Annotated in this window: 7 protein-coding genes; all 7 read right to left on the bottom strand. The window is 71.4% G+C overall.

Going from position 1 to position 12,763, the window contains the following annotated elements:
- Window positions 1-150: 150 nt before the first annotated feature.
- Genes HD597_RS23010 through HD597_RS22980 form a run of 7 tightly spaced genes read right to left on the bottom strand, consistent with a single transcriptional unit; the run spans window position 151 to window position 12,667 of the window.
- Window positions 151-2,979, bottom strand: coding sequence for a TIM-barrel domain-containing protein (locus HD597_RS23010; protein WP_253744750.1), 2,829 nt, complete (start codon window positions 2,977-2,979; stop codon window positions 151-153).
- Window positions 2,976-6,248 (bottom strand): TIM-barrel domain-containing protein, encoded by a 3,273-nt coding sequence (locus HD597_RS23005; protein ID WP_253744749.1) that lies wholly within the window; start codon window positions 6,246-6,248, stop codon window positions 2,976-2,978. The genes HD597_RS23010 and HD597_RS23005 overlap by 4 nt, the downstream gene beginning before the upstream one ends.
- A gap of 16 nt (window positions 6,249-6,264) precedes the next feature.
- Entirely contained in the window at window positions 6,265-8,532 is a 2,268-nt protein-coding gene (locus tag HD597_RS23000) for a glycoside hydrolase family 31 protein (RefSeq protein WP_253744748.1), read from the bottom strand.
- Window positions 8,529-9,614, bottom strand: coding sequence for a glycoside hydrolase family 15 protein (locus tag HD597_RS22995; RefSeq protein WP_253744747.1), 1,086 nt, complete (start codon window positions 9,612-9,614; stop codon window positions 8,529-8,531). Before HD597_RS22995 ends, HD597_RS23000 begins: the two co-directional genes overlap by 4 nt.
- A 34-nt stretch (window positions 9,615-9,648) precedes the next feature.
- Entirely contained in the window at window positions 9,649-10,914 is a 1,266-nt protein-coding gene (locus HD597_RS22990) for an ABC transporter substrate-binding protein (RefSeq protein ID WP_253744746.1), read from the bottom strand.
- Window positions 10,915-10,926: 12 nt separating this feature from the next.
- Window positions 10,927-11,733, bottom strand: a complete 807-nt coding sequence (locus HD597_RS22985) for a carbohydrate ABC transporter permease (protein ID WP_253744745.1) — start codon at window positions 11,731-11,733, stop codon at window positions 10,927-10,929.
- The gene (locus HD597_RS22980; RefSeq protein ID WP_253744744.1) at window positions 11,726-12,667 is read right to left on the bottom strand and encodes a carbohydrate ABC transporter permease; all 942 of its coding nucleotides are present in this window, start codon (window positions 12,665-12,667) and stop codon (window positions 11,726-11,728) included. Before HD597_RS22980 ends, HD597_RS22985 begins: the two co-directional genes overlap by 8 nt.
- Window positions 12,668-12,763: the final 96 nt, after the last annotated feature.

The following is a 12,763-nucleotide window of genomic DNA, read 5'->3' as shown; positions in this document are numbered from 1 at the left end:
TTCCCGCAGGCGGCGTACGGGCCGGTCTTGAGGTTGAACGAGCCCTTCATGACGCCCGAGCCGTGGTCGACGTTCACCGTCCTCGGGGACGGGCAGCCGGGCTTTCCGCGGCGGCTCGCGAGGGGGCAGGGCCCCGTCGCGAGCCGCCGGTCAGAACGTGCCGGTCGTGGTGCCGGCGCTGCCGCTCGGGGGCGTCGTGAGCGAGCTGTTGCCGCCGGGCTGCCACTGGTCGGCGGTGTCGGGGAAGTTCGCCTCCTGCCGTTTGACGCACTTCCACTGGATCGTGGCGCCGGGCGGGAGCTTGCCGATCGTGCCCGTCCAGGTCGGGTAGGCGGTCGGCGACAGCTTGACGGCACTGGCCACCGACCAGGCGCCGAGCTGCGGCGCGCTGCCGACCGCGTAGACCGACTGGCCGGGCGTGGTGGTGCCGTTGTGGCAGGTGAACGTGGCCGACACCGGCGCCTGCCCGAGCGTGAACGTGAACGTCTTGGCCGTCGTGACGGCCGTGCCCGCCGACTTGGCGACGACGACGTTGCCGCCCGCGTTGTACCAGCCGCTGGCCGCCGCGTCGAAGCCCGCCTTGGTGGCGTGCTGGGTGAGCGGGCCGCCGTTCAGCGTGACGGCCGAGGCCTGGGTGTCGGTGACGAGCTCGATGACGTTCTGCCTGCTGCCGGGCGCGCCGGTGTAGGTGCCGCTGGAGGCGGCCACGGTGACGGTCGCCGTGGCGCCGGTGAGCTGCTGGTTGATCTGCGTCGTCCGGACGGCGCCGGTCCGGTAACCCGTCGAGGCCCCGTCGTCCTCGTAGAGGGTGAAGCCGGTGGCGGCGGTGTCGGGGTGGACCCGGGCGATCAGCTCGTTGCGGGTGGTGGCGTCGGTGCGCCTGCCCGTGACGTTCATGGTCTTGTCGTCCACGTGCATCTTCGGCAGGATCGCGCCCGCCCGGGCGAAGGCCGGCAGCCGGAAGACGCCGTTCACCCACAGCGGCCGGTCGGTGAACCACTGGCCGGTGCTGGTCAGCTTCTCGCCCGTGGCGTAGTCGTACCAGGTGCCGGCGGGGAGGTAGACGTCGCGCTCACGCTCGCCCGCGCCCGCCACCACCGCGACCAGCAGGTCGCGGCCGATGAGCTTCTCGTGGCCGGCCTCGCGCAGGGTCAGGTCGTTCTGGTGGTAGTACGCGGGCGGCGGCACCACGGGCTCGCCGAACTGGTGGGCCCGATGGGCGAGGGAGTAGTAGTAGGGCGTCAGCTCGTAGCGCTGCCGGAGGTTGGCGAGGTTGCTGGCCGTGTGGCCGATCTGGTCCGGTGAGGTCTGCGCGCAGTTGCACAGGTTCTCCGTGTGCGGGCGCACCGGCACCTCGAACCAGGCGCCGTTGGCGAACCACTGCGTGTAGAGCTCGTTCAGGTCGGAGTTCAGCATCTCCCTGCGGAAGCCGCCGATGTCGGAGCCGTAGTAGTCGATGCCCGACATCGACATGTGCAGCTGCGCGTTCTGCTGCTGGGCCAGCGCGGTCAGCTTCGAGCCGATGTCGGCCGACCACATGGCCACGCCGTGCCGCTGCATGCCCGCCGCGCCGGAGCGGGCCAGCATGAACGGGCGCTTGCTGCCGGAGGCGTAGCCGCGGGCGATGCTCTCGGCCCACTTGAGGTTGTAGACGTTGTGGTAGTCGGCGTGGGCGTGCTTGCCGGGCAGCACGCCGGAGGTCCAGTCGCCGGCGTCGTACATCTCCGGCTCGCCGAGGTCCAGCCAGTGGCCCTGCACCCCGGCGTCGATCAGCGGCTGCCGCTTGACGGCGTGCCAGTGGTCGCCCGCGGCGTCCTGGGTCCAGTCGATCATGCCGCCCCGGCCCCACCAGTCGTTGGTCGTCAGGTACGCGGGCGTACAGCCCGCGCACCCGGCCCGGACCAGATACCCGCGGGAGGCCAGGTCGGCGTGCTCGGGCAGGTTCCTGCCGACGTAGGACTCCTCGATCGTCATCAGCCCGACGCCCTTGTTCGCCTGGTAGTCGGCGATGGTGGCCGCCGGGCTGGGGAAGGCGGTGGTGTCCCAGGTGAGGGAGCCCATCCTGGTGTTGTCGGAGCCGGCCGTCACCCCGCCGAACCACGGCAGGTCGAGCACGAAGCCGTCCACCGGGAACGCCGCCGCGCGCAGCCCGGCGAGCCGGTTGTCGATCTCGGCCCAGTTGTCGTAGCCGAACTCCGACACCCACATCCCGAACGCCTTCTTCGGCGGCACCGGCGGCCGGCCCGTCAGCTCCATGTAGTCCCTGCGCAGGTCGGGCAGGTCGGGGCCGGTCATCGTGTACCACCTGAGCTGGTCACCCCAGGTGTCGACCGTCCACGGGTCGGCGGTCAGGTTCCACTCCTGCTTGTAGACCTGGTCGAGCAGCAGGCCGTAGTTGAGGTTGGCGGCTCCGACGGCGAACAGGACCGGGATCTGGGCGTTGCCCACCGGGCCGTTGTCGCCGTCGAACACCATGGCGTTGCCGTACGGGCCGCCCGGGGAGCGGGTGCGGCCCACCCAGTCGCCGTCGGCGCTGCCGCCCGTGAAGAACTGCTCACCCAGCCCGTACGCGTGCTGCATCGACCCCTTGGTGATCGTCAGGCCCTTCCACGCCTGGGTCAGGTTGCGCGGGCACGCCTCGTACAGCAGCCGGGCCGGGTCGGACACCTTCACGCACAGCGTGCCGGTCGTCACCTCGACCTTCATGGCCGCCGTGGTGAGCGTGTTGCCCGACTGGCTGAAGCCGGACGGGCCCGGGTAGTCGGTCCTGGCCACCTGCGGCGTGGTGAACAGGGGAGAGCCGGTCCCCGGCGACGTGCCGCTCGCCAGCTCGAAGTGCACCAGGTCGTCGTCCAGCAGCTCCACGATGAGGTAGGTGGAGCCGCTGGTGAACTGCACCCGCTGGACCGCCGCCTGCGCGGGCGGCGCCACCAGCAGGGGCAGGAACAGGGCGGTCAGCAGGACGAGCGAGCGTTTCATGGCCGGGCCACCACCAGGTTGTCGAGGTTGATCCCACCGGTGTTCGAGGCGTCGTACGCGATCTTGACGGTGTGGGCGCCCGCGGTGAGCGAGGTGGTCAGCGTGGCCGTGCCCCAGGTGTCCCAGCCGGGCTGGGCGGGCAGCGAGAGCGTGCCCGCGGCGACGCCGTCCACGTAGATCGTCCGGGTGGCGGCCACCGTGGTGGAGTAGCGGAAGACGAGCCGGTGGCTGCCCGCCGCGTCCGCCTTGACGTGGAACGTCACCGCGTCCCCCGAGGTGGCGAACCCGTCGGTGAAGCCGGTGCCGGTGTAGCCGGGGTGGTCGGTGTTGGCGGAGGTCCCGGTGCCGGTGGCGAACTCCGACTCGTAGGCCGCCTTGTCCACGCCGTTGAGCGTGACGGTGCGGCTCGCCGCGGCGCTCGCCAGCTTGACGTGGGTGAGCTGCTGCACCGGGTCCCACCACCAGCCTTCGGCGGCGGCCTTGAGCGCGGCGAGGCTCGCCCGCGCTGTGGCGCCGGTCACCGACGCCGGCTTCGTGCTCGCGACCTGCAGCGTGCCGGTCGTGGTGAGCGCGGGCACGGTGACGGCCACCGTGTGCGCCGCCCAGTTCTCGGCCGAGGTGATCGTGCGGGTGGCGTTCGCCGCGTCCTCGAAGTAGGCGTACGACGTCGAGCCCGCGGGATGGATGCGGAAGGTCAGGTTCTGGTAGGTGTCCACGCTGTTGCCGATCTGGCCGCCGAGCTGGTAGTCGGCGTTGAGGTTGAGCGGGATGATCGCGCCCGGCCTGGCGTAGACGGGGATGCTGTCCAGGCCCGCGTTGTACGTCTTGGTGCCGGGCCCGGTGAAGCGCCCGCCGTTCCACAGGTCGTACCACTCGCCCGCGGGCAGGTAGACGTTCTTGGAGGTGGCGCCCTGCGCGGTGATCGGCGCCACGAGGAGCTGCGAGCCGAACAGGTACTGCTGGTCGTGCCCGGCCGCCGCCGCGTCACCGGGGAAGGCGAAGCTCATGGCCCGCATCATCGGCACGCCCGTCGCCGAGCTCGCCCTGGCCTCGGTGTAGAGGTACGGGATGAGGCTCATCCGCACGTTGGCGAACTTGCGGAAGGCGGGCACCACGCCGGTGTCGCCGGTGCGGGCCTGCACGTTCCACGGGGTGCGGGCCTCCGAGACGCCGGGGCTGGCCTTCTCCGAGTGGTACTGCATGATCGGCGAGAACGTGGCCTGCGCCGCCGAGCGCAGGTAGAGCTCGGCGCCGGGGAAGTCGCCGGTGAAGCCCGCCAGGTCCCACGCCGTGTACGGCACCCCCGACTGCCCCGCGCTGAGCTGGGCCCGCACCGCCTCCTGGAAGGCGGAGAAGCTGGAGTTCTGGTCGCCCGCCCAGTAGATGGACGTCGTCTGGGCGCCGGTCGTGCCCGCCCTGCTGAAGATCGTGCCGTCGGGCTGCTTGCCCTTGACGTAGGCGTTGTAGGCGCCGGTGTAGCTGTTGGGATAGGCGTTGTGCATCTCGTCGCCCTTGCGGCCGTCGGCGAACTGCACGCCCCTGCCGAACACGGCCTCGCTGCCGTCGGTCTTGAAGCCGTCCACGCCGACCTCGTCGATGAGGTAGTCGCGCTTGCTCATCCACCAGTTCGTCGCGGCCGCGCTGGTGAAGTCGGGGATCATGCTGTCGCCGAACCACTGGCCGGACGGCACGCGGTAGGGGCCGTTGGTCGCGTTCCTGGCGAGGTATCCCTGCGCCTGCGCGTACGCCTTGTCGTTGAGGTGCTGCTGCGGCGCGGCGGGCGGGTTGCTGTCGAAGTTCTCCTTCAGCACCGGGATCTGCCAGAGGATCATCCTGATCCCCTTGCCGTGCGCGTCGGTGACCATGGCCTTCGGGTCCTGCCACGCGCTGCCCGGCGGGAACGTCAGGTCGCCGTAGGCCGGCTTGCCGCTGCCGGGCTTGGCCGTGTACGTGGCGCCGTGCCACAGGTAGAACGTGGCCTCGTCGCTCCACTGCTCCAGCACCATCGCGGTGTGCGGGATCTGGTACGCCGTCACGTTCGCCAGCTCGGCGGTCACCTCGGCCTGCGTGTTCCACTCGTTGGCCGACATCCACACCCCGAACGCCCACTTCGGCGGGAGCTGGGGCCGCCCGGTGACCGCCGTGTAGTCGTCCACGATGTCGGCCGGGGCGCCGGCGAAGAAGTGGTAGTCGAGCGTCGAGTTCAGCCCGCCGCCGGTGTCCACGGTGAAGCCGGCCAGGTCGCTCAGGTGCGTGCCCAGGTTGAAGATCGCGTAGCGGGTGCCGGTGACGTGCACGCCGTACCCGGCCGAGTTCAGGAAGAACGGCACGCTCAGGTACGTGCGGCGGGTGGCGCCCTGGTCCCTGTACTGGTTGTAGACGTAGTTGTGCACGTCGGTGCCGCGCTGGTCGAGCCGGTCGTAACGCTCGCCGAACCCCTCGAAGCGCTCTCCGGCCGGCGACAGGAAGTGGTCCTCGATCTTCGTGATCGTGGTGGCGCCGTCGCTGGCCCAGCCGATGGTGCGGAAGACGGCGGGGTCGTACTGGCGGGTGATCAGCGTCGTCCCGTCGCCCTTGTAGACCGACAGCCGGTACGGCGACTTCTGGATCTTCAGGACGAGCGAGCTCGTGGAGATCGTCAGCGTGCTCGCCGAGTTCGCCACCGTGTACCCGGAGACGCCGGAGATGCCGAGCCCCGAGCCGCTGGGGGCGATCTGCGTGCGGAACCGGTCGAGCGCGGGGAAGGCGAAGCGGATCTTCGGGGTGAAGCTCCCCGCGCTGTCACCGGTCGTGACGTCCACCGACGTGCCGTTGTCGGTGAAGCCGGTCACGTTCGTCACCGTGCTCCACGAGGTGACCGTGAACGCGAACGGGCCGGTGCTGCGCTGCCCGCCCCCGTTCACGTCGGCGTTGACCGTGTAGGAGATCTTGTCGCCCCGGGCGAACGTGCCGAGGTTGATCTTCCAGTAGCTGTTGTCGCCGCTGTTGTGGTCCCAGGCGGCGCCCACCGGGGTCTGGCTCACCCCGTTCCTGGTCCAGGTGACCCAGACGGTCTGGCCGGGCTCGACCGGCCAGGTCGTCGCGTTGATCTGGACCGGTTCCCCGGCCATCGGGTCGCGCGGGACACGTTCGGTGGGCTCGCTGGAGTACAGGTCGTCGATTCCGGTCGGATTGTGGTGGACGCCGTCCAGGGCGAAGGCGGGGACGGCGACCAGGGACGCGAGCAGGACGAGCGCCGTGACGGTGCCGGCCGACCGTAACCAACTCATGGGGCGGGTGCTCCTCTCAAACGGTGAACACAGGGGAGAGACGGGTCCAGTGCTCCGCCGCGCACAACACGGGCGGGCGGTCGAGCCGGTCGGCGGGCAGGCTCACCGTCCGCCCGCCGGCCAGCTCGCGCCCGGTCCAGACGTCGACCCAGCCGCCCTGTCTCTCAGGGAGGTAGACGGACGTCCCGGTGATACCGGGCTCGGTCACGGGCGCGACGAGCAGCGCGTCGCCGAGCTGGAACTGCAGCGGGTGCCGCCACACCCCGGGATCGTCAGGGTGGTCGAAGAACAGGCCGCGCATCAGCGGCGCGCCGCCGGCCGTCGCCGCCCGCGCCTGCTCGGCCAGGTACGGCACCAGCCGCTCCCGCAGCTCGGCCAGCCGCCGGAACACCGGGACGACCCGCTCGTCCCCGCTCTGGGCGGCCACGTTCCACGGCGTGCGATCCCGGGCGGGCGTGCGGTGGTGGTTGAACTCGGAGTGGTACTGCATGATCGGCATGAACGCCGAGGCCCCCGCCGCCCGCAGGTACAGCTCGGCGTCCGGCACCGGCCCGGAGAAGCCCGCCAGATCCCAGCCCCAGTACACGATCCCGCAGGCCGAGGCCGTGATCCCGGCCCTGATCGAGGAGCGGAACGCCTCCCAGGTGGAGTCCTCGTCGCCCGCCCAGAACGCGCCGTGCGGCTGCGAGCCCGCGAACCCGGCCCGGCTGAACGTCACCGGCGCCTTGCCGCAGGCACGCAGTAGGTCGCCGAACGCGCGGGCGTAGTGCACGGGGAACAGCCCGTTGCCCGCCGCGCCGTCACGCCCGTCGGCGTAGCGCAGGTCGTGGCCCCAGGCGTGCTCGCCGCCGTCGGTCTTGAACCCGTCGACGCCGACCTCCTCGACCAGGTAGCGGCGCTTGGCCGTCCACCAGTCGCGGACCTCCTGGGAGGACAGGTCGGGCATGAGCGCCAGCGGGAACCACCAGCCCCGGTTGCGGTAGGGGCGGCCGTCGGCCTCGCGCACGCCGTAGCCGCGCTCGGCGAGCTGCCGGGCGTCCACAGCAGCCTGGTGGCGGGGGTGCGGGCGCATCTTCTGCAGCGGGATTTGCCACAGCAGCACCTTGACGTCCCTGCGGTGCAGCTCGTCCACCATGCCCTTGGGATCCGGCCACGGCCCGCCCGCGGGGAAGGTGTAGTCGGCCAGCCGGTGGGGCTCCTCCGACGGCTCGTACTCGGCCCCGCGGAACGCCGTGAACGTCGTCTCGTCGCTCCACGCCTCGATGACCAGCGCGCCCACCGGGATGCCGTGCTCGCGGTGCCGGTCCATCTCGGCCAGCACGCGCTCCTGGGTGTTCCACTCGTTGCCGCTGGCCCACAACCGGAACACCCACTCCGGCAGCTCGGCCGGGCGGCCCACGTCGCCGAGGAAGGCGTTCAGCACGTCCGCCGGGCGCCGGCCGTCGTAGAAGCGCACGCCCAGCTCGCCGTCCGGGCCGGTCTCGGCCTCGACCACGATCCGGCCCGGGCGCGACGCGCCGACGTCGTACCAGGTGCGCCGCGAGGTGCGCACGTGCCAGCCCCAGCTCTCCCGGCCGCCCACCACCATCGCGTACGGCATCGGCAGGTACGTGCGGCCGTGCCGGCCCTGCGCCTTGTACTGCTCGAACACCACCGCGTCGAGGGTGCGGCCCCGCTGGTCCACGGCGTCGAAGCGCTCGCCGAAGCCCACCACGTGCTCGTCCGGGCCGAGGGCCAGCTCGAAGCGCACCCGCAGCGGGCCGTCGCCGTCGGCGAGCCAGCGCACGCTGCCCGGCACCACCCGGTCGGCGCCGGCGATCTCCAGCTTGCCGCCCGCGTCCGTCCAGGTCGCCGCCGTCACCTCGAACCAGCGGGTGGTACGGCCGGCACCGTCGGCCGTCGTGGCGCGGAAGCGGTAGGAGTAGCGGGCGCCCGACCGGAGGGCCGGGGTGCGCACGGCCCAGGAACCGGCCGCGGCCCGGGCGGCACGCGCCTGCGCCGCGGCCAGATGCCCGCCGTCCACCGCCCCGGCCCCTTCCACCGCGCCGGTCGCCGGGCTGGTCCCTTCGGCCGCGTCGGCGGGCGGGCGGTCGTCCCCTCTGGTGAGGGGCAGTTCGGCGGGCGCGGCTCCGTCCACCGACCAGTCGCACACCACGGAGACGACCCGCGCCGACGCGCGCACCCGCAGCTCCACGCTCTCGCCGTCCAGCGGCCTGGCCGGGACGCGCTGGTCCTCCGTCTCCGCGTACGGGTGCCCCGAGCCATGAGGCCGATGCCGGATCACGCCGTCACCCCCAGCTCGTGGGCGAGGATCAGGTACATGCCGTGCGACCACAGCAGCGGCGTGGCCACCGGGCCCCACCGGTCCAGCCACTCCTGCCGCCGGTCCGGGGCCAGCAGCAGGTCCGACACCTGCTCGGGCAGGTCGCCCTCGGGCGTCGCCTGCGCCGCCATCCACTCCAGGTGACGCACGGCCTCGTCCCGCCGCCCGGCGCGGGCGTGGTTCCAGCCGAGGAACCCGGCCAGCAGCAGCCACCGCCCGCCGCCGTAGAAGGTGTCGTCGAGGTAGCGGTACACGCCGCCGTCGCGGGCGAGCTGCCGCTCGACCTCGGCGACCGTCGCCTCGCCGGCCGGATGCCCGGCCGGGTACAGCCCGAACGGCTCGACGCAGGCCAGCAGGCTGCCGTCCACCGCGTCGCTGCCGAGCCACTTGCGCAGATGCCCGCCCTCGGCGAGACCCTCGCGCGCCACGAGCTCCGCGATGCCCTCGACGGCCCCGGCCGCCGCCGCCGACTCCGTCGCGCTCAGCACACCGAGCGCGACGGCGGCCCGCAGGCCCGCGTGGATGGAGCCGAGCGTCGCCACGTGCCGGTGCTCGACGTGCTCCTCCCACCAGTCGTAGCAGGGCACCCGCCAGAACGCGGTCAGGTAGCGGGCCGCCGTCCTGACGCCCTTCTCGACGCCGGCCACCGCCCCGCCGTGCCGGACGACGTGCTCGCGCAGCGCCCACAGCCACGTGCCGTACCCGTCGAGCTGGAAGTCCCACCAGTCGTCGTCGCCGTCCACGCCGTCCAGCGTGAAGCGGGTCGGCAGCATCTCGGCCGCCGTGACCGCCTCGCCGCGCTCCGCGCGGGACACCAGCGCGTCCACCTGGCCCGCGCGGTCGCCGACCACCCGGGCGCACCAGGCGTGGAAGGCGTCCGCGCCGGCCACGTCGCCGTGCCTGCTCACCCCCTCGGCGATGAACGCGCCGTCGCGCAGCCAGGAGTAGCCGCGGTAGGCGGAGAAGGTGGGCGAGGCCGGGTAGGCCCCTGAAGGCGCCTGCAAACTCTTGATCACGTCGAGGCTGTGCGCGACGAGGGACAACGAAACTCTCCTGAGTGCGTAGAAGGGGGAACGGCTAGCCGAGCAGCGCGTCGACTTCGGTGGCGGCCGCCTTGAGCGCGTCCTCGACGCTCTTGCGCCCGGCCGCGGCCTCGCTGAGCTCCTTGGTCACCGCGTCCTGCATCTCCTGCTGGCGCTTGATCACCGGAGGCAGCGCGATGGACTTGAGCGAGTCGAAGACCGCCTGCCGGTTGGCCGGCTTCGGGTCCTTGAGGTAGCCGGACAGCACCTGCTGGTCGGAGACCGGCGGCAGCTCCCACGACGACTGGATCCGGGTGGTGGCCGCGGTGCCGGACGCCGACAGGAACCGGGCCCAGGCCCACGCCTGCTTGCCGTGCTTGGTGGTGGAGGAGGCCGCCACCGCGTTGTGGAAGACCGCGCTGGCCTTGGCGGAGTCACCCGGCTCGACGACGACGTCCCACTCGAAGGGCACGTCCTTCAGGCCGGCGAACTGCCAGATGCCGTTGTGCCACATGGCGAGCTTGCCGGACTTGAACAGGTTGGTGTCGTAGTCGGCGGTGCCGCCGATCTCGGCCTCGGTCGGCATCGTCTCGCCCACCTTGGACACCAGCCAGGTGGCGGCCTTGACGCCCTGCGGGCTGTTGAAGGCCGACTTCTTGCCGTCGGCCGACAGGAACTCGCCGCCCGCCTGCTTGAGCGTCTTGTAGAACTCGAAGAACTGCACCGGCTGGAAGTCGCCGTACACGCCCTTCTTCTTGTCGGTCAGCTTCTCGGCGGCGGCCTGCTCGTCCTGCCAGGTCCAGTCCGCGGTCGGCACGGGCACGCCGGCCGCGTCGAACAGGTCCTTGTTGTAGAAGAGCACGACCGTGGAGAAGGAGGCGGGCAGCGCGTACTGCTTGCCGTCCCGCTTGAAGGCGTTGAGCGACTCCTGCGCGTACACCGAGGTGTCCACGTCGCCCGCCACCGTGCCGAGGTCGAGCAGGGAGCCGGCGCTGGCGTAGGTGACGAAGTTCTCGTAGTTGAGCTCGAAGGTGTCGGGCGCGGTGCCGCCGGCGATGCTGGTCTGCAGCTTGGTGAAGTACTGGTCGAAGGGCGCGGTCTCGACGACCACGTCCACGTTCGGGTTCTCCTTCTCGAAGGCCTTCTCGATCGTGTCGAGGTCCTTCACGTGGTCGGGCGCGGCGGAGAAGGTGAAGTACCGCAGCGTCACCTTGCCGCCGGCCTCGGCGGTGGTGCCCCTGGTGGCCGATCCCTGCGAGCAGGCGGTGGCGAGCAACGCGGCCGCCGCGACGGCAGCGGTGATCTTGATGTGTCGTGACATGGGGGGTTTCCTTTACTTGAGCCCGCTCTGCGCGACGCTGGCGATGACGTGCTTCTGCGCGAAGACGTACAGGATGAGGATCGGGACGACGCTGACGACCGAGCCCGCCATCACCACGTCCCACTGCGTGGTGAACTGGCCGTGCAGGGTCGCCAGACCCAGCGGCAGGGTCATGAACTCCGGCGACTTGATGATGATCAGCGGCCAGAGGTAGCTGTTCCAGCTCGCCATGAAGCCGAAGATGGCGAACGTGGCCAGGGCCGGGCGGATCAGCGGCAGCACCACGTACAGGAAGATGCGGAAATGTCCGGCGCCGTCGAGGACGGCCGCCTCGTCGAACTCCCTGGGCACCTGGTTGACGGCCTGCCGCAGCAGGAACACGCCGAACGCCGAGGCGATCGTCGGCGCGAGCAGCGCGAAGTACGTGTCGACCAGGTTGAACGCGCGCATCTCGATGAACAGCGGCACGACCAGCACCGGCAGCGGCATCATCAGCGTCGCGAGGTAGACCGCGAACAGCGCGCCCCGCCCGGGGAAGGGCAGCCTGGCGAACGCGTAGGCCGCCATCGCGCTGGTGACGAGCTGCAACGTGGTGGAGGCGGCGCCGATCCAGGCGCTGTTGAGCACGATCCGCCAGAACGGCAGCGTCTCCAGCAGCCGCCCGTACGCGTCGAGGCTCGCGCCCTCCGGCGTGAAGTCGGGCGGAACGGACAGGACGGCGTCGCTCGGCGTGATCGAGGTGATCACCGCCCAGCCGAACGGGAACAGCATGACGAGCGCGCCGATCCCCACCAGCAGGTATCGCAGGACCTTACCCATAGGTCACCCACCTCTTCTGGCCGCGGATCTGCACGATCGTCACCAGCAGCACCAGCGCGAACAGCAGCCACGACAACGCCGAGGCGGCCCCGGCCCGGCCGTAGCGGAAGGTCAGGTCGTAGATCTGCGAGACCACCACCTGGGTCGCGCCGCCCGGCCCGCCGCCCGTCATGATCTGGACCTGGTCGAACACCTGGAAACCGTTGATCAGCGAGATCACCACCACGAAGAACGTCGAGGGCGACAGCAGCGGCAGCGTGATGTGCCGGAACCTGCGCCAGGCCGTCGCGCCGTCCACCATGGCGGCCTCCTGGTACTCCCGGGGGATCGCCTGCAGCCCGGCCAGCAGGATGATCATCACGAACCCCAGGTCCTTCCAGGCCGAGGCGAGGATGATCGACGGCATCGCCCAGTCGGGGTCGGTCCACCAGCCGGGCCCGCTCACGCCCACCAGGCCGAGCGCCCAGTTGACGATGCCGCTGGCCGGGTTGAGCAGCCACTTCCACATCAGCGCGACCACGACCCAGCTCGTGATCACGGGCAGGAAGTACACGCCGCGCAGCAGGCCGCGTGCCGGCATCGCCCGGTTGAGCAGCACCGCCAGCCCCAGGCCGCCGAGGTAGACCAGCGGCAGGTAGCCGGCGATGAAGGACAGCGTGTGCAGGAACGCGGCCCGGGTGTCGGGGTCGCCGATGAGCTCGACGTAGTTGCCGAGGCCCACCCAGCGCATCTCGGTGATGAGGTCCCACTCGTGCAGGCTGGTCCAGAACGAGCCGACCATGGGGATCAGCGTGTAGAGGGTCAGGGGCACCAGGCTCGGCAGCAGGAACAGCGCGACCGTGCCGGCGTAGCGCCATCCGCCCCGCCGCTTCGGGCGGGCGTGGCCGGCCGGCGCCTTGGGCGGGGCCTGGGGCATGGCCTGCCGGACGCTCACGAGGCGCCTCCCCTCAGCCGGGCGCGGATCAGCCGGGCGCGGATCGGGCGGGCATGGATCGGGCGGGCATGGATCAGCCGGGCGCGGATCGGGCGG

The sequence above is a fragment of the Nonomuraea thailandensis genome (assembly GCF_024172165.1).
In the GTDB taxonomy this organism is placed as follows: domain Bacteria; phylum Actinomycetota; class Actinomycetes; order Streptosporangiales; family Streptosporangiaceae; genus Nonomuraea; species Nonomuraea thailandensis.
The sequence above is the reverse complement of the archived record's forward strand: the minus strand, read 5'-3'. Positions and strand labels throughout refer to the sequence as shown.

Excerpts from the sequence above, each read along its gene's own strand:
- HD597_RS23005 (WP_253744749.1), bottom strand. The coding sequence starts at position 6,248 with ATGAGTTGGTTACGGTCGGCCGGCACCGTCACGGCGCTCGTCCTGCTC.
- HD597_RS22990 (WP_253744746.1), bottom strand. The coding sequence starts at position 10,914 with ATGTCACGACACATCAAGATCACCGCTGCCGTCGCGGCGGCCGCGTTG.
- HD597_RS23010 (WP_253744750.1), bottom strand. The coding sequence starts at position 2,979 with ATGAAACGCTCGCTCGTCCTGCTGACCGCCCTGTTCCTGCCCCTGCTG.
- HD597_RS22985 (WP_253744745.1), bottom strand. The coding sequence starts at position 11,733 with ATGGGTAAGGTCCTGCGATACCTGCTGGTGGGGATCGGCGCGCTCGTC.